14 protein-coding genes are annotated in these 16,937 nt (G+C 45.1%); 5 read left to right on the top strand and 9 right to left on the bottom strand.

The features are described from left to right. Positions 1–120: 120 nt before the first annotated feature. Entirely contained in the window at positions 121–756 is a 636-nt protein-coding gene (locus QUB26_RS28860) for a hypothetical protein (RefSeq protein ID WP_333320757.1), read from the bottom strand. Between the two features lie 129 nt (positions 757–885). On the opposite strand from QUB26_RS28860, the gene QUB26_RS28855 reads away from it, so the two are divergent. Continuing rightward, positions 886–1,911 (top strand): YihY/virulence factor BrkB family protein, encoded by a 1,026-nt coding sequence (locus tag QUB26_RS28855; RefSeq protein WP_333320755.1) that lies wholly within the window; start codon positions 886–888, stop codon positions 1,909–1,911. 238 nt (positions 1,912–2,149) lie between these two features. Continuing rightward, positions 2,150–2,812, top strand: coding sequence for a hypothetical protein (locus QUB26_RS28850; protein ID WP_333320753.1), 663 nt, complete (start codon positions 2,150–2,152; stop codon positions 2,810–2,812). Between the two features lie 91 nt (positions 2,813–2,903). Here QUB26_RS28850 and QUB26_RS28845 read toward each other — a convergent pair whose 3' ends face one another. From QUB26_RS28845 to QUB26_RS28835, 3 genes are all read right to left on the bottom strand, one after another. Beyond that, the gene (locus QUB26_RS28845) at positions 2,904–3,596 is read right to left on the bottom strand and encodes an MAE_28990/MAE_18760 family HEPN-like nuclease (protein WP_333246644.1); all 693 of its coding nucleotides are present in this window, start codon (positions 3,594–3,596) and stop codon (positions 2,904–2,906) included. A 108-nt stretch (positions 3,597–3,704) separates the two neighbouring features. Continuing rightward, entirely contained in the window at positions 3,705–4,238 is a 534-nt protein-coding gene (locus QUB26_RS28840) for a DUF262 domain-containing protein (protein ID WP_333246646.1), read from the bottom strand. Between the two features lie 203 nt (positions 4,239–4,441). Then, complete coding sequence (locus tag QUB26_RS28835; RefSeq protein ID WP_333320750.1) at positions 4,442–4,672, bottom strand: hypothetical protein; 231 nt, start codon at positions 4,670–4,672, stop codon at positions 4,442–4,444. Positions 4,673–4,880: 208 nt separating this feature from the next. Here QUB26_RS28835 and QUB26_RS28830 point away from each other — a divergent pair, with 208 nt between their 5' ends. Further along, positions 4,881–5,060 (top strand): ribbon-helix-helix domain-containing protein, encoded by a 180-nt coding sequence (locus tag QUB26_RS28830; protein WP_193973468.1) that lies wholly within the window; start codon positions 4,881–4,883, stop codon positions 5,058–5,060. Positions 5,061–5,129: 69 nt separating this feature from the next. After that, a complete protein-coding gene (locus tag QUB26_RS28825) occupies positions 5,130–5,306 on the top strand; it encodes a ribbon-helix-helix domain-containing protein (RefSeq protein WP_333320748.1) in 177 nt (58 codons plus the stop codon). Between the two features lie 118 nt (positions 5,307–5,424). On the opposite strand, the gene clpB is transcribed toward QUB26_RS28825, so the two are convergent. After that, positions 5,425–8,040, bottom strand: coding sequence for an ATP-dependent chaperone ClpB (gene clpB, locus QUB26_RS28820; protein ID WP_333246651.1), 2,616 nt, complete (start codon positions 8,038–8,040; stop codon positions 5,425–5,427). A gap of 541 nt (positions 8,041–8,581) precedes the next feature. Here clpB and QUB26_RS28815 point away from each other — a divergent pair. After that, the gene (locus QUB26_RS28815) at positions 8,582–9,274 is read left to right on the top strand and encodes a DUF2259 domain-containing protein (RefSeq protein ID WP_333246653.1); all 693 of its coding nucleotides are present in this window, start codon (positions 8,582–8,584) and stop codon (positions 9,272–9,274) included. Between the two features lie 752 nt (positions 9,275–10,026). On the opposite strand, the gene QUB26_RS28810 is transcribed toward QUB26_RS28815, so the two are convergent. The 4 genes from QUB26_RS28810 to polA all read right to left on the bottom strand — a co-directional run bounded on the left by QUB26_RS28810 (position 10,027) and on the right by polA (position 16,585). After that, the gene (locus tag QUB26_RS28810; protein WP_333246655.1) at positions 10,027–11,742 is read right to left on the bottom strand and encodes an ATP-binding protein; all 1,716 of its coding nucleotides are present in this window, start codon (positions 11,740–11,742) and stop codon (positions 10,027–10,029) included. 351 nt (positions 11,743–12,093) lie between these two features. After that, positions 12,094–12,615 (bottom strand): hypothetical protein, encoded by a 522-nt coding sequence (locus tag QUB26_RS28805; RefSeq protein ID WP_333052775.1) that lies wholly within the window; start codon positions 12,613–12,615, stop codon positions 12,094–12,096. A 215-nt stretch (positions 12,616–12,830) separates the two neighbouring features. Next, positions 12,831–13,397 (bottom strand): thermonuclease family protein, encoded by a 567-nt coding sequence (locus tag QUB26_RS28800; RefSeq protein ID WP_333246657.1) that lies wholly within the window; start codon positions 13,395–13,397, stop codon positions 12,831–12,833. 11 nt (positions 13,398–13,408) lie between these two features. Beyond that, on the bottom strand, positions 13,409–16,585 hold the full coding sequence (polA, locus tag QUB26_RS28795) for a DNA polymerase I (protein WP_333320746.1): 3,177 nt from the start codon (positions 16,583–16,585) through the stop codon (positions 13,409–13,411). Between the last annotated feature and the right edge of the window lie 352 nt (positions 16,586–16,937).

Below are 16,937 nucleotides of genomic sequence, written 5' to 3'. Positions count from 1 at the left end.
CCGCCCGTCCAAAAAGGACGGGCGGGACGCCCATCCCACAATAACAATTAAAATTGTAAGTTATTTAATTCGCGATCATAAGGGGAGTCGCCATGCCGACAATTCCTGAATTTGTAACTCCTAATTCCCAAAGGGCGGTAAATCGAGTAACTGATTTTTAGAAGGTGGAAGCTGGGCGGGATTTTTGCCTGTTTGGGCGGAAGTTTGGCGGATTTCTATCGCAGTTTCGCCAGGATTTGCAGTGCGAGTAGGTACTATCTCTAAAGAATATACTGTCTCCGTTTTTGCAGGGGCAGGATTTTGGGCTTTCGTGAGCAAGTCAACGGCATCTCCGAGGGCGCTAGTTAAATTTTTGCTAGTTTCGGCGTGACGGGCTTCTTCTTGTTTGAGGGCTTGAGTGAGTTGTTTAACTTGTTCGATCGCCCGATCGCGCTCTTCGAGAACTTCTGCTAACTTAGCTTTAAGTTCGCCTACTGTTTGCAGTTGTTCGACTTCCTGCTGGCGAGCAACTCCAGCATCGTCGCCTTCGGGCACAATCGGGGAAAAATTTTGTAATTGCTCTATTTGTGCTTCCAGAGAAGCGATGCTTTGCTGAGTTAATTTAGCATCATTCCGCCGCTGCTCGGCTTCAGTATTGTACAGTTGGCGCCACTGAGCCGCACTTTCACCAGCCTCATCGCGATCGCGCGAAACTTCTGTTAACTGCTGTTGCAGCCGCTTGATTTCATCTAACCACTGTCTGACATCCTGAGCCATAATATTGATTTTAGATTTTAGATTTTAGATTTTAGATTGGGGAATTGGGAATTGGCAATTGCGAGTTGATAATGGCTTAATTAATTAACGACTTGTGTACCTCATCTTTCTCCCCGTTGCCTGTGCGCTATGAACATTTTTTACTGGTTGCGCTACCTGATTTTAGCTTTGTTTAAGGCGCTTTTAAGGCTGCTGAGAGCACTCAAACGGAAATTTCGGGGTTTTTGGCGGTTTTGTCGGTGTTTGACTTGGGGTACGCTCAAGGAAGTCGGCGCGAAGGCGGGAGAGCAGCGCTTGCCGGGGCTGTCTGCGGAAATGGCCTACAATTCTATGCTGGCGCTGTTTCCGGGGCTGTTGGCTATTTTATCTGCGATCGCCCTCTTTGAACCTTTGCAGTCAACACTGTATCAAATCGCCCGTCTTTTGGGCGAAGTTATACCCGATGACGTGCGGAAGTTGATTGGCGGCTTAATCAAAGAAATTCTGTTAACTCGCAGTAAAGGGCTGTTTTCGGTGAGCTTTCTTGGGGCGATTTGGGCATTTTCTGGAGTAATGAGCGCGGCGATGGCTGCACTCGATCGCATCCATGACATCCCGAGCGATCGAACTCGACCCTTTTGGAAAGCAAAACTTATTTCTCTGGCCCTGAGTATCGGTACAATTGTGCTGTTAATTCTAGCATCGGGAGTAGTCTTTGTCAGCGACTTAATTGTACAAGCTATTGCCCGCCAGAGTTGCCTGCTGGAGTCCGTCGCCACTTGCAATTTAAAAAATGTCCAAAATTGCCTGCTACTCGCCGACAATTGCCCTTTGGAGTCGCAACTGTTAGGTGTTTGGCGGTTGTGGCGGTGGCCGATTTCTTTGGGAATTATATCACTGGCTTTTGCTTTTGTTTACCGCTACGGGCCTAGCCGCCGTCAACCAGATATTCCTATTTTGTCGGGAGCTATTTTTGCAGCTATTTTGTGGGCGCTATTTTCAGCTTTATTTCGGTTTTATGTTTTGCACTTGGGCAATTACAGTTGGACTTACGGCACGATCGGAACTTTTATTGTGTTGCTGCTGTGGCTCGATCTTTCTTCTTTGGTGATGCTGATCGGCGCTCAGTTAAATGTAACAGTGGGAAAGGCTATCAAACAATCAAAATTAAAATAATTTGTTAAGTTTTAATTGTTAATTCTTATTTGTTATTTGCCGGATGCTGGCTTACCGACGGAGTAAAGTGCTGAGAATACCCGCAACAAAAGACAACAAAATCAGTATCCATATCACACCACCGGGAATGAATGTCAAGAGGCCAACACCTCTGAGAATCCAAACTAGGAGGGTGAGGCCCAGGATAGTCAAAAAGATGCGGGTAGATAGTCGCATTTGAAATCTAGGAGAATTAGTCATGTTGAATCTTAAAGTTTTGTCTGGATCAATGATAGCTGTTTTATTGGCGATCGGCAGTTACCTCACCTTAATTTCGGTTCCGGGTTCCGCTGTTGCGCCTGGGGGTGCAAATAAGCTAGGCGAAACGGCAAAAACTGCTCAAAAAACACCTTCTGCAAGTTTAACAATTTCCGATCGCACAATTGGAGCGGCGAAGGTGGGGATGACTTTCGGACAATTGAAAAAGGCTCTGGGTTCCACAGCGCAGTTTAAAGTTCAGTCTCCTTTTATGGTAGACTTTGATTCTGTGGCAGTTAGTCGATCGGGAAAAGTGCAATATCGGATTATCTACGCTGCGGGTACAAAGCTAAAAGATACCGATGTAATTGAACTTTTAATGACTGAGAATTCTAATTATAAAACAGTTCAGGGCGTCGGGCCAGGAATGACTCTGAAACAAGCTGAGGCAATTTACGGCAAGGCTACTTTATCTTATAACGTGGATAATGAAATGAGAGAAAATGTGGTTTTTGCCAAGCAACCCACTAGAAAGATTATGTTTGTTCCCAAGGCTGAAGGAAAACAATTTGCGGGAGTTTATGGCGCTGGTAAAGGGGGATTCTATCAGACTAATAAGTATCAGCCGAATGCTGTAATTAAGTCTGTGATGGTGCGGAAGTAGCCTTCACATCATTCCCAGAAACCGGGTTTCTTCCGAGATATCTCGCCACCCTACCTAAATCATCCGAGAAACCCGGTTTCTTAGCCTAAAATTAAGGATTACCTGTAGTTAGTTCCAAATACTCTTCATTGTCAAGATAATCTCTGATATTTTCCAGTATTTGCGTCAAATACTCTACGACTTCTTCCTTCATTTCTAATAGTTGCTTAATTGTCTTATCTCGCCCAACTTCCTCAAAAGACTTAATGCCGTGCGCTAAGTCATTTCTATTACTTTTAATCACTACAAGATTTTGCCCGTTTTTTGTCTTAGCAAAGTCTGTTTGATATGAAAAACCGTATTTGTCTGCTATTTCTTTAATTAACCTAGCATCCACATTCCCCGAAAACAGTTCTTCACGTTCAAATGTAGCTGTGATGATATCAGTAGAGAGTTGATTAATTGTTAAATAAATTTTCTTAGGAGAACGATTTTTAAGATTTTGGAGGACGATCAGTTTAATTTCAGGTTGGAGTTGGTCAAAGGAGATGGATTTATTTTTAAACTCCTCAAATATGGCTTCAATCGCATTTCGCATAGTGGATTCAACTAAATTATACAGCAACAAAAAAGCATTAGCTTTGAGAGTTTTTGCTAACTCTGGATCGAGGCTTTGAATTTGGTATTTGCCACGAGTATCGAATAAAGCTAACTTCGTTGTCTGTTTTTCCAAGCTTTCCAAAAAAATGAAGTAATCGTTCACCTCTTTGGCGCGTGTATTAAAGTCTAAAAATACAGTATTCATGAGTGTGACATGGCAGTTAATTGCGGAAATATTCAATACGCGCCACTACATTTATTAAACGGGTTGCCTCGGGTTTTGTACAGTAGGTAAAATGAATTTACATTGCCATTAAAAGGATTGTATCCGTTCAAATAAATCTCTTCGGACTTCCTCATTCGCAGCTTCAGTTAATTGGATAGTCCGAACTGTCTTTCGGTTGAAGTTCCTCTGGCGAGGCATGAGTAAATCACTAAACTTAAATCCATTTAACTGCTCTATTTTTTGGAGTCCAATTAAGGTTAATTCGTTGTTAACAAATCTAGTTAGGGTAAGAATGCGTTGTGCACCGTATACGATCTCTAAACGTGGTTCATCATTTTCATCATGGCCGATATCAACAACGAATATAGAAGGTATTGGCAGCCCCCAAATTACCGATTCGATAAACTTTGATTGCCTTGCTTCATCCCAAACAAGTTCGCGTTGGTAGTCGGGAATAAACAACTTATTAGTATCATCGTTAATTCCTTCCATATATTTTTGAACAAGTATTTCGAGGGGATAGTCTCTCGTATCGTAATTAATTTGCTTCTGCTTGTCGCGAATTTCCATTTCAGCAGCATTTCTGTCTTGAAGCGTAATTTCTTCGAGTTTCGATCGCATATTTTTAAGTAACGAGAAAGTGTTGTGGATACGATAATTTTACCACAGCCCAAGGTTGATAAATTCCTGTTCGGAGAATTTTAGTCTTGAGGCCACCCCAGTATAAATTCTGATTTGGCTGAAAGGGTACGGACGATCGCACTTATCAAAAAAAGTGCGATCGCCCATGTTTAATTAACTGAAACCGCCGCGAAAATTACCATTTATAACGCGCTGGTGACGGGATTGGAAGGGCGGCCCAACGCCGATAAACGGTGAGTGTCCCCACTGGAATCGAACACAACCTCAAACTTAACGTGAGGTATAGTTTGTCGCAAAAACTGAAAATGCCCGTCTGCATCTGAACGACTGCGGAAGCGCGCAACAATTATCCATTGCTCAGAGGGTAACAAACGGGCGATCGCCCAACAGCACAAGCGTTGTTTGTACGTCATAATAGAATCCGTCTCCAGTGAATTGTTGGAGCCAGAGCCAGCCCGGAACCTTGGACAGTAAGGGGCTGGCTTTTGACTGTTTACAGGTCGTATTATAACACATAATGACGTACAATGAGTTAAAATAACTTAAAATGAAATATTTTTATCGGTCTTAACTCAAAACAGCGTAAGATGGACTGTGTTGAGATGTTTTGCAGTGCAACGAATGGCTTCACGGGGAAGAGTTACCGCATACCTACCAGAGGAAATTCAAAAAGCTCTGGAAGAATGGGCAGAAGAAGAAAGCAGATCCGTTAGCAGTTTGACAACTTACCTGCTGACGAAATCTGTTAGAGAGCGCCAAGAGCAGAAAAAGGACGAATCCCGGAGCGATCGCCCGAGTTGAAGACGGCGCGATACTGAAAGGTGTTGGAGTGTAAGATTGAAGACAATTGAAGTAAAACCATGCCAGCCCATGCCTTCACGAATGCGAGTCACAGTTACACTTCCAGAAGACGTTCATCAAGCCTTGTCCGAATGGGCCGAAGAGGAAGATAGAACGCTCGCAAACCTGCTTTCCCATGTGGCAGCTAAAGCAGTCAGAGAACGTCAAGAGTTGAAAAAAGATAAATCAGAAAGCGATCGCCCTTAAGAACGATCGCCCCCAATCCCATCCGCGTCCATCCGCGTCCATCCGCCTACATCTGCGGTAAAAAAAAAGAACTATCGCCTCAAAAAAATAAGGTGGGCCGCAGCCCACCCTACTCAAATTATTTAGCAGTCACCAACTGTGCCGGCAGCCGCTTAAACGCCAACCTTTCATTCTCGATATCCACAAAAATGGTATCGCCGTCAGCAAAATCTCCCCGCAAAATACCCTTCGCCATTTGGGTTTCCAACTCGCGTTGAATTCCCCGCTTCAGAGGCCGCGCACCGTAAACCGGATCGTAACCAATTTCTGCTAAGAAATCGATCGCAGATTCCGACAATTTCAGAGACATTTTGCGATCGGCTAACCGTTTTTCCAAGCGCTTCACTTGCAACAGCACAATCTGCCGCAATTCCGCCTTACTCAAACCGTGGAAAATAATCATCTCATCAATCCGGTTCAAGAATTCCGGGCGGAAAGTTCCCCGCATCGCTTCCATCACCCGACTCCGCATTTGTTCGTTATCTCCCGCCACATCTAAGATGTATTGAGAGCCGACATTCGATGTCATAATAATCACAGAATTCTTAAAGTCTACCGTGTGACCTTGAGCATCGGTAACGCGGCCGTCATCCAGAATTTGCAGCATGATGTTGAAGACATCCGGGTGCGCTTTCTCGATTTCATCGAATAGAATCACTGAGTAAGGACGGCGGCGCACAGCCTCAGTTAATTGTCCACCTTCATCGTAGCCAACGTATCCCGGAGGCGCACCAATTAACCGCGAAACTGCGTGTTTCTCCATGTATTCCGACATATCAATTCGCACGATCGCTTCTTCCGTGTCGAACAGATAAGACGCTAATGCTTTCGCCAACTCAGTTTTGCCAACACCCGTGGGGCCGAGGAAGATAAAACTCGCAACCGGACGATTTGGGTCGGCTAAACCTGCGCGCGATCGCTGAATTGCATCTGCAACAGCCGTCACCGCTTCATCCTGTCCAATTACCCGCTTGTGCAGTTCATCTTCCAAGTGCAGAAGTTTTTGCATTTCCGATTCAACCAACTTGCTGATCGGAATTCCCGTCCACTTGGAAATAATCTCGGCAATGTCACCTTCTGTAACTTCTTCCCGCAGCAAAGTTTTGCCTGTGGTTTGAGTTGCTGACAGTTGAGCTTCTGCTTCTTGCAGTTGTTTTTGCAATTCGGTTAACTTGCTATATTTCAACTCAGCAGCACGGTTCAAGTCATATTTTAATTCAGCTTGCTGAATTTCAATATTCACCTTATCAATCTGTTCTTTAATCTTTTGAATGCTGCCGATGACACCTTTTTCCGATTGCCACTGGGCATTCAAAGCGCTTTGCTGTTCCTTGAGGTTCGCTAAGTCTTTTTCCAGTCTTTCCAAGCGTTCTATCGAAGCCGCATTGCTTTCTTTTTGCAGCGACAGTCTTTCCATTTCTAGCTGCAAAATCCTGCGGTCGATTTCGTCTAGTTCTTCCGGCTTGGAGGTAATCTCCATTTTGAGTTTAGCCGCTGCTTCGTCCACTAAGTCAATGGCTTTGTCTGGAAGGAAGCGATCGCTAATATATCGAGTAGACAAAGTAGCCGCCGCCACTAGGGCGCTGTCAGAAATTTTAACGCCGTGGTGAACTTCGTACCGTTCTTTCAAGCCCCGCAAAATCGAGACAGTATCTTCAACTGTCGGTTGGTCAACATAAACTTGCTGGAAGCGACGTTCTAATGCAGCATCTTTTTCGAGGTACTTGCGGTATTCGTCGAGAGTTGTTGCACCGATACAGCGCAATTCTCCCCTCGCTAACATGGGTTTAAGTAAGTTACCGGCATCCATCGAGCCTTGAGTTGCGCCGGCACCGACAACGGTGTGAATTTCATCGATAAATAAGATGACTTTGCCGTTGCTGTCCATCACTTCTTTGAGCACCGCTTTCAAGCGTTCTTCAAATTCTCCCCGGAATTTTGCCCCGGCAATTAATGCGCCCATATCTAAGCTAATTAATTGTCTGTCTTTGAGAGATTGCGGCACATCTCCGGTGATAATTCGCTGGGCGAGTCCTTCGGCGATCGCAGTTTTGCCGACTCCCGGTTCCCCAATCAATACCGGGTTATTTTTGGTGCGACGGCTCAAAATTTGAATCGTGCGGCGGATTTCGTCATCCCGTCCGATTACCGGATCGAGTTTGCCTTGACGCGCGGCTTCAGTCAAATCTCGGCCGTATTTTTCCAGCGCTTCGTATTTGCCTTCTGGATTTTGATCGGTCACTTTGTTCTTCCCCCGGACTTGGGTAATGATATCTTTGAGCTTGGCTTCATCTAGTTTAAATTCTTGTAGTAAATTTTTGCCGAAACGATCGTCGTTAACGTAACCTAGTATCAAATGCTCGATCGATATAAATTCATCGCCGTAGTCTTTGCGATAAGTTTCGGCGCGATCGAGCAAAGTGTCGAGAGAACGACCTAGATAAACGTTGCCGCCGCTTCCTGAGATTTTCGGCTGGCGACTGATAAACTCATCAGTGCGATCGCGCAATTTTGCTACAGAAACTCCCGCTTTGTTAAACAAGCTGCTAGCGAGTCCCGATTCTTGTTCCAGCAAAGCTTTCATCAAATGTTCGCTTTCTAGCTGCTGCTGCTGACCTGCTTTGACGATTTCGGGGGTGCGCGCGAGGGCTTCCCAGGCTTTTTCTGTAAATTGGTTTGGATTATTCGGTTGCATAAATTTTAATTCCCTGAATTAAAAATGATGATTGCTGTAGAGGCAATTGCTTAATGGCCCGTACAATTGTCATTGTAGGGAGTTGCAGAGGGGGGGCGGATCGGTGTTCCCCTATCTTGAGATAGGTATTTCCGTCCTTGGTTGCAGTCCCTCGCAAGGAAAAGCAAACTTTTGCGCCTAAAAGTTGGACTCTTGGATAAAACTGAGATGTTGCACCATTGTCAATAAGCTTTTTATGAACAGGCAAGATGCCTGTTCCACAAGAATAAAATTCACTCTTTGTGGAACAGGCATCTTGCCTGTTCTTGAGAATAGTGCAAGATGTGAGATAAGACCCACTCTCACATTAAAAATGTTTTTAGTGCCACTTGAAAAAACGGCACATTCTTAAACAGTCTCCTGCTACGGAAAATGCAGAAACACTCATGTAAATAGGAGAGAGGACTTGAGAACCGTCACAGTCCTATAGCGAAACCCGAAGCGTTATTGTTTTACTCATCAATAACAGCCGCTATAACTCTCACACATGGAAAAGATAGCTATGAAAATTTTACCTTTAATTTCGTTAGGAATTATAGCAAGTGCCGCGATCGCACTAGCCCCTGAAGCTTTGGCAAGTACCTGGCGTGCCGCACACCGGATGTCGGGTTTTTCCGCCGACAGCAATTACTACTTGTATCTAGAAAGTTCCAGAGATACTGGAGCGGGAATTCCCAAAGCAGAATTGCAAATTGTCCAAGTTGCTGCAAATTCCTGCATCAGAAATGGGTGTATCGAAACTAAATATGGCGAACCAGACTCGAATAAAAGCACTAAAATGGCAGAAGATGACTTGCTTAAAAAAACTTGGAATAGCAGGCAAACTTTGAAGTTAACTCCTCCTCAAGCTGGAACTAAACTGAACATTATTTCTCGTACTCCCGGAGCCAATGGAAGCGAGACAGTCGCCGTCAGAGTCAATACAGCAAAGCCTTTACAAATTCGCCTAGAACAGCGGCAAAAAAATGCTTCTGCTGGCAGAGAAAGCGCCGCCATGCGTCTTGTAATTAATCATAACGGTCGGCAGCGTGTCCTCGGAACGCTGAACAATTTTCAAGATTGGGTGTTCTCTTATTCAATCCGAGAAGTTCGTTTGTCTCCGAATCGGCGCAATGTCGTTGTGCTGCTGGACAAGACAGAACGCACTTTTGAAGGAGTCTTGAAAACTACTGTTGTACAAGGCTTTCTTCTTTAGGCTTGCTATATTCCCAGGTTTTGACCTGGGAATTATCAAAACTTACGCAGAACCCCTATATGTAAGGTGCACACGGCGCACCTACAGATAGAGTCTGTGCGTTAGTCCGGGTTGTTAATTATTCTTTATTGTGATAATTGATATATCAATACATTTTAAAATTTTCCTCTTCCTTCCTCCCTCTTTCTTTTTCCTGGAATATCTGCCTCCTGACTATTGATATCATGTCCGATGATTGAGCGCGATTAAATGCCGGGGCGGGTTTACAGATTTTCCCGTTTCTATTCAATATCTTGGCGAACCCGCCCCTACAGGAATTATGGTTAATTGACCGGACATGATATGACAAATGCTCAATAATTAATCCGTGTATCCGCGTCCAAATCCATATCTTGCCTCACCGAAAGCATCCAGGATACAAGCCCCCGGATTCATTCCTTCGCAGACTCAGGACCCAGAAATAAAAAACCTGTATCCGAGAAACTTGCCCCCCGAATTGATCCGTGGGATCATTCGATTTTAGATTTTAGATTTTAGATTTTGGATTGACCCCAGGGATAAATTCGGGGGACGCAAGGATTTTCGATTTTCGATTTTGGATTGATTCCACGGATAAATCACGTGGCGGGTACCACCTTTGAAAGTCTTGGTCAATGCTTCAATGCTTCAATGCTTAAATTCTTTAATCTAAAATCTCCAATCTAAAATCTCCAATCTAAAATCTAAAATCTAAAATCTAAAATCGATTGACTTCATGCCTGCATCACAACCCGTTCCGGGAGACTGACAATAAAAGTTGAACCTTTCCCGTCCTCGCTTTCAACGCTAATTTCGCCTCCGAGAATTTGACACAAACGCTGGCTAATTGTCAATCCCAAACCCGTCCCTCCATACTTGCGGGTAGTCGAAGCATCAGCTTGGGTAAAAGGTTTAAATATCTGCTCTAATTGCTCGTTTGTCATGCCGATGCCGGTGTCGCTGACTCGAAACATTAAAACTTGAGAAGTGTAGTTTGAACCAGAGTGAATATCATTATTTTTATTTTGTTTGGTCGGTCTTGATTTTTCTATTTTCATTCTTTCGACGCCGATAGTAATGACGCCTTTTTCGGTAAACTTGGCAGCATTGCTGAGCAAATTAAGGAGAATTTGCCGCACTTTCGGTTGGTCGGCGTACATTGTACCGAGTTCGCCTTTGGTTTTCAGTGCTAAAGAATTGCCTTTTTTTTCTACTAGCGGTTGAGCAGTAGTCATCACTTCTTCAATCATGGTCGCCACGTCGAAGTTTTCCAAATAAAGGGTGACGTGACCTGCTTCTATTTTGGAAATGTCGAGGATGTCGCTAATCATATCCAGCAGGTGTTTGCCTGCGGTTTGAATTTTTTCTAAGTCCGGGAGAAAGTCTTCTGAACCGGAATCTTGAGCATCTTCTTGCAGCATTTCGCTGTAGTTAATGATGGCGTTGAGGGGGGTGCGTAGTTCGTGGCTCATGTTGGCGAGAAATGCACTTTTCGAGCGGTTGGCAGCTTCGGCGGCTACTTTTGCTTCGTGCAATTCTTCTGTGTATTCTGCTACTCTTTGGATTAGTTCGTTGAGGGAAATTGCTAGCATTCCCACTTCGTCGGAAGTAGTGACGGGTACTTGCAAATCAAAGTTAGATTCTTCGGTAACTCGCTGAGCGATGAGGGTGGTGGCTTCTAAGGGGCGGGCGATCGCCCGGCTGGTGTATGCTGCAAGTACGGCTGCCAGACCAGCGGATACTGCTAGAGAGCAAACCAGAATCAGAGTTCCAAGTTTTTCTGCTTCCTGGTAGGTTCTAAATGCCTCGTCTGCTTTCTCGCGAAAGTTGACGGCCAGTTGGGCTGAATCCTCGGAAAACTGTTTGAGTTTCAAAGCAGTTTCGCCAGCCACAAAATTGTTCAAATTCCGCCCGAAAGCCTGCTGCTGTTGCGGATTCAAAGCAGATAATTTCGCAGTAGCCAACAATTTTTGTACTTGTTGAAAGTATGATTCTACGGTTTTGCCGTTGGCTTGAGCGAACTGTTGAAGCTGTTGGTAGTCTTTGGCAATATCGGGATTCTTCGTCGGCGACGGGGTTTGCAGTTGTTCGAGGATGCCGCTCATCTGAGCAACGCGAGTCAGGAATTCCGATCGTTCGCGATCGAAAATTTGCGGTTTGGCCGTCAGACTCGCGAGCTCTTGCTGCTGAATTCTGACTTCCTGCACCGTGTGATTGAGATTTGTTAAGATTTCCGCTTTGTCTCGGTCGATCGCTAGTTTTTCTCTAACTTGCTGTTTGTGATAGGATTCTACTCCCCGTCCCGCCACAGCACCCAAAACGGCAATACCAATGACCAATGCGTATCCGCAGCCGATTTTCTGCCTGATACCCAAGCGGCCCAACAGACTTTTCAACCCTATTTGAGGACGGTTCTGCAGTTGATTTTTCAAAGCTAAGGTTAAAGACATGGGCAATGTACTCGTCACCTTTGAGAGGCACCATCTATATTCTAATTGATGCCTGTCTGAGGGTAAATAAAGTTCTGGCTTCAAGCCAGCTTTCGGCAGTTATGGGGTCTTTGCAGGGTTCCACAGCTCGATCGGCTTGACAGTTTGGATGAGTTATGCGTAACAAATTATAGCAGAAGGAAGAAGAAAGAAGGAAGAAACAATCAAAGGGAGGGTTTGAGTGATTAAGAACCTACTCACCGTCGGGCGTGGTTGCGAGATAAGTTGCGAGTTATAAGTTGCAAGTTATGAGTTAGATTTCTGATTAAAAACTCTACTCTCCTGGCAACCTACAACTCTATCCTTGTTCCCCTACTGGCAAAGTCGAAATTGTGCTATCTCAGCAGGAATTCTTGAAGCATTAGGTACGCTAGCACTTGCTGGAACGAAGATTCCCAGGCCGTAACTGCAACCCTCTGCCGTCGTGCATTCCCCAGGCTTAGCACTGATTTGATATTCGCCTTGGGATGGGGGAGTAAAAGAGATTGACGCCAGTTCCCCTGTTTTTTGACTCACAGCGACTTCCTGACCGCTTGCATCCTTGAGAGATAAGTTTAAATCCTGGCAATTTCCGTCGCAAGTGGCAACAAAAACATACTCCACATTAGGATGCAGCGTGGCTCTAAAAGGAGATGAAACTTGCTTGCGAACTTGGCCCAGCAACGGCACAAATACTAATTTTTGACCGTTGCCTTTCCGCTGATCAAATTCAGTTTTCAAGCGACAAACAACCGTTTTTTGGTCGTCCGTCAGTCCTTGAGCAATAGCATTTCCTACGATTGTAGTACCGAGGAGCAGGGCCATGCCGGAAATAACCAGATGTTTGATATTCATTGATGTCCGGTAAAGTTAATTTTGGGTGATTGCAATAGACCGCTTTTGTCAGCAGTCTATTAGTTTATCTGGAGCCTATCACATTTGTTGGGGAATTGGGAATTGGGCATAGGGCATAGGGCATGGAGAATTGGGCGTGGGGCATGGGGCATGGAGAACTGGTAACAGTTAACAGTCAACTGTCAACCACCAATAACCAATAACCAATGACTCAATCATTTCTTGCGAAAATCCCACGCGGGAACAAATTTAGAATCTCCCCAAACGCCGCGGCGATTTTTCTTAGCTTCGGCTTCCGCTTGTTCCAGAATACTTGCACTCGGACAGTTTTTCAAGTAAGGACGGTAAACCATTGCTAATCCTTCGCGGGTCAAAACTTCTTGGGCAAATGTACCATTTGGCAAGCGAACTTCGCTAACTTTGCGGCCGTAGCGGTCAGTATCGGTGACGGTCAAAACAACGCGACCGCCCCCTTGATTGACAAGCTGCTGCATTCTTTGGTGCGCTAGATTTCCCCACTTAAACTGATTTTTTTTTGCTGCTGCTTTGCTATTTTTTTCAGCATTGGTGTGCGCGACTTCCGGTGCATCTATGCAGGCAAAACGCACTTTGATATCTTTGCCGGCGGCATCGCTGGCGACAAGGGTGTCGCCGTCGCTGACTCGCTTGACAGCATAGTTATTCGGTGCAAACTTTTGCGGACAACCAAATAGTAGCAATAGCATAGCAACTGCACTTAAGGTTTTTATTTTGGGGAAAATGGCGATTTTAAGTTGGCTCATATTTCTGTGTTTTATTTAGTTTCCATCCAATTTTGCCCAGCGTGGATGTCAACTATCAGCGGTACCATACCTGGCGCATTTTCCATCGCACTTGTATTTTTCGGCAGAGCATTTTCCATCGCACTTATAATTGTCGGAGCACTTTCCATCGCACTTCTAATTTTTGGTTGCAATTCTTCCCATTCATCGGGAGGGACTTCAAAGATTAATTCATCGTGAACTTGCAGCAGCAGCCGCGCCTGATAGTTTTGCAAAATTTTGTGTACCTCAATCATGGCAAGTTTAATGATATCAGCACTGGAGCCTTGAATGGGAGCGTTGGCTGCGGCCCGCAAAGATTGGGCATCATCTCTGCTGAGAGATTTAAGTCGATCGGAGTGAATGTCTTGGGGATTGCGGCCTTTTAAGTCGCGGAGGCTTTCGCTCTCGAAGTTTAAGTAACGGCGGCGGCCTAAAATTGTGGTAACGTATCCGAGGGCGATCGCCTCTTTTTTTACTTTTTCCAAATATTCAAAAACTTTACTGTAACGCTCGTTAAATCGCTTAATAAACTCTTTGCCGTCTGCTGCGCTTTTACCCATAGATTTGCCAAACTTAATCGCCCCCATACCGTAAACTACTCCAAAATTAATCGTTTTGCCAAACCTGCGCTCGTCGGGAGTTATTTCTTCCTTTTCAAACAACAGTTGAGCCGTCACAGTATGCACATCTCGGTTATTTTGGTAAGCTTCTATTAACACAGGTTCTTGACTCAAATGAGCTAAAATTCGCAGTTCAATTTGAGAATAGTCAGCCGACACCATCACCCAACCTTCTTCGGGTAAAAAAGCTTTGCGAATTTGCCGCGAAAACTCGGTGCGGATGGGAATATTTTGTAAATTGGGATTGGAAGAAGAAAGCCTTCCCGTACCCGTTGCAGTTTGGTTGAAATCTGTATGCACTCGCCCGGTATCCGCACGCACTAACTGCGGCAAAGCATCGACATAAGTTGATTTCAACTTGGATAATGTTCGGTGTTCTAATAAATCGTCTACAATCGGGTGGTCTCCTTGCAATTTATCCAATACAGCGGCGTCTGTAGAGTATCCGGTTTTAGTTTTGCGAGACTTTTTCTGAAACTCATCCGGGATTTTTTCTAACAAGATTTCGCTGAGTTGTTTCGGGGAACCTAAATTAAACTTTCTTCCCGCTGCGGCATAAGTTTTTTCTTCTATTTCTTTTAAGCTCTTTTCTAGCTGTTGCGATAGTTCTTGCAGATATGCTGAATTAATGCGAATTCCGCAGTATTCCATTTCAGCTAAAACTGGTTCTAGGGGCTGTTCTACTTCCAGCAGCAACTTGTGCAAAGTTTTTCCGGGAAAGCTAGATTCATCAGCTTCCTTCAATTTGGCTTGAAGTGCCCCAACCAAGTGAAATGTAGTGTAAACATCCATGCCGCAGTAGTCGGCTACTTCTCGAATACTGATGTCAGCAATTGTTTGGTTTTTCGATACTAATTCATTGTAACTTTTGGCGACAATTCCTAAGTATTTCTTTGACAGTTCGCTGAGGCTGTGGCTGGTTTCGGGATTGAGTACGTAACTGGCTAGCATGGTGTCGAAGACGACTCCGGCTAGTTTGATTCCTTGACAGCGCAGGATCGATCGATCAAACTTAGCATTTTGCAGCGCCTTGGGATAATTCTCGCTTTCCAAAATCGGACGCAAAGCATTTAAAACTGTGGCTTTGTCTAAGTTTTTGCCCGTTTTGTGTCCCGTGGGAATGTAAGCGAGATCCTCTTCACCCGTTCCCCAACAGCAGCCAATTCCGACTAATTCGGCGTCTCGCGGTTCGATGGCGGTGGTTTCGGTATCCCACGCCACGGGTGAGGCTTTGTCGGTGAAGGTTTGCAGCAGTTGGACTAATTCGTTTAACTGTTCGGTTGTTTGAATTATTCGCGGTTTAATTGGGGGTTTGTTTGCTTGCTGAGCGGCTTTTTTTCTCTCCCTATCTGCGTTAGTTTCTTCGAGAGTATAGAAATCTACATCTTCTGCTGAATTTTCAAAAGTTTGAGGTGACGTGGGGTGGGCATCTTGCCCGCCCTGTTCCAAGGGCTTTTCTACACCCTCCAAGGGCTTTTCTACACCCCCCAATGGCTGTTCTAGGGTGTTTTTCGACGAGGCAGAGCCTCTGGATATGCGTTCCCGGGCAGAGCCGGGGAACGAGGATTCTTCTTGTGGTTTTTCCTTTTCTTCTACGCCGCCGAAGCGCTTTTGAATTTGTTTAACTTTGCTTAAAAATGTTTTAAATTCCAACTTTTCCAGCATGGGAATCAAGGCTGATTCGTCAAAACCTATAAGCTGGCAATCCTCTAAGTTGATTTCTAATGGCACGTCTTGGACAATTGTCGCCATGCGTTGAGAATGGTAAGCAGCTTCTTTGCCTTCTTCTAGCTTTTTCTTAGTTGCTCCTTTAATCTCATCGATGGCTGCATAAATTCCATCAAGGGAATTGTAAGCTTCCAGCAATTGCAGGGCGGTTTTGTCGCCGATGCCTTTCACTCCGGGGATGTTGTCGGATTTGTCGCCGCACAAGGCTTTGTAATCTATTACTTGTTCGGGCAAAATACCGAGTTTTTCTTTGACTGCTTCCGGGCCGTATTCTTGGGATTTGCCTTTGCCCGATCGCCTGAGCTCATCGGTACTCAAATATAATACGCTGATTTGTTTTTCGGTATCTACTAATTGAAACAAATCTCGATCGCCCGTGAGGATTTTGACCTGATAACCCGCCGCGCTGGCTTTGTTTGCCAAAGTTCCCAAAACATCGTCGGCCTCGTAGCCCGGAGCAGTTATTGCAGGTAAATTCAAATAGCTGAGGAGTTCTTGCAGGTTTTTGATATCGGGAATAAAATCTTCGGGAGTTTCCGCACGACCGGCTTTGTAAGTTTCGTCTGCTTCGTGGCGAAATGTGGGTGTGGCGAGGTCAAAGGCGATCGCCATGTACTGGGGGTCGTGGGCCGCCATAACTTCCAGCAGCGACTTGAGAAAGCCAAAACAGACGCTGGTGGGAATGCCTGTCGTAGTTCGCAAGCCTCCGTCTCGACTTTTGGCGAAGGCGAAGTAGGAGCGAAAGGCCAGGGAGTGGCCGTCAACTAAGATGAAGATGGGAGCTTGATTTGCCGACACAGACACAAATACCGATCGCACGAAAGGATTTTCTCATTGTACTCAGTTGTCCGCCTGCATTGATCGACCCTAGGGATGGCCCGCAGACTTGAGGACGCTGGACACTCGATCGGATCTCGGCTTACTGTGCAGCTTGGCTGAGAATAGTAGAAGATGGTGAACTACCCACACTAAATCGAAACGATTATAGTGTGGGCTTCTAACATCACAGAGGAATGCCTCAGAACAGCCTTGCGTCCAATCTTTGGTCTTACTTCCCCTCCGTTAGCAAAAACGGCTGTTCCATCCGTCTGTAGTATCCTGATGCCTTCCGCTCTAATGTTTGTTGCGGCGTTACCATCACGGTCATGACGAGTACCGCAATTAGGACAAG

The sequence above is a fragment of the Microcoleus sp. B4-C1 genome (assembly GCF_036705285.1).
In the GTDB taxonomy this organism is placed as follows: Bacteria; Cyanobacteriota; Cyanobacteriia; order Cyanobacteriales; family Microcoleaceae; genus Microcoleus.
This window is presented reverse-complemented; position numbering and strand designations above follow the sequence as displayed.

What these genes read in the sequence shown, in the direction of transcription:
- QUB26_RS28835 (WP_333320750.1), bottom strand. Translation starts at nt 4,672, where the DNA reads ATGACGTACAAACAACGCTTGTGCTGTTGGGCGATCGCCCGTTTGTTA.
- QUB26_RS28805 (WP_333052775.1), bottom strand. Translation starts at nt 12,615, where the DNA reads ATGAATATCAAACATCTGGTTATTTCCGGCATGGCCCTGCTCCTCGGT.
- clpB (WP_333246651.1), bottom strand. Translation starts at nt 8,040, where the DNA reads ATGCAACCGAATAATCCAAACCAATTTACAGAAAAAGCCTGGGAAGCC.
- QUB26_RS28860 (WP_333320757.1), bottom strand. Translation starts at nt 756, where the DNA reads ATGGCTCAGGATGTCAGACAGTGGTTAGATGAAATCAAGCGGCTGCAA.
- QUB26_RS28830 (WP_193973468.1), top strand. Translation starts at nt 4,881, where the DNA reads ATGGCTTCACGGGGAAGAGTTACCGCATACCTACCAGAGGAAATTCAA.
- QUB26_RS28850 (WP_333320753.1), top strand. Translation starts at nt 2,150, where the DNA reads ATGTTGAATCTTAAAGTTTTGTCTGGATCAATGATAGCTGTTTTATTG.
- QUB26_RS28800 (WP_333246657.1), bottom strand. Translation starts at nt 13,397, where the DNA reads ATGAGCCAACTTAAAATCGCCATTTTCCCCAAAATAAAAACCTTAAGT.
- QUB26_RS28845 (WP_333246644.1), bottom strand. Translation starts at nt 3,596, where the DNA reads ATGAATACTGTATTTTTAGACTTTAATACACGCGCCAAAGAGGTGAAC.
- QUB26_RS28855 (WP_333320755.1), top strand. Translation starts at nt 886, where the DNA reads ATGAACATTTTTTACTGGTTGCGCTACCTGATTTTAGCTTTGTTTAAG.
- QUB26_RS28810 (WP_333246655.1), bottom strand. Translation starts at nt 11,742, where the DNA reads ATGTCTTTAACCTTAGCTTTGAAAAATCAACTGCAGAACCGTCCTCAA.
- QUB26_RS28840 (WP_333246646.1), bottom strand. Translation starts at nt 4,238, where the DNA reads ATGCGATCGAAACTCGAAGAAATTACGCTTCAAGACAGAAATGCTGCT.
- QUB26_RS28815 (WP_333246653.1), top strand. Translation starts at nt 8,582, where the DNA reads ATGAAAATTTTACCTTTAATTTCGTTAGGAATTATAGCAAGTGCCGCG.
- QUB26_RS28825 (WP_333320748.1), top strand. Translation starts at nt 5,130, where the DNA reads ATGCCTTCACGAATGCGAGTCACAGTTACACTTCCAGAAGACGTTCAT.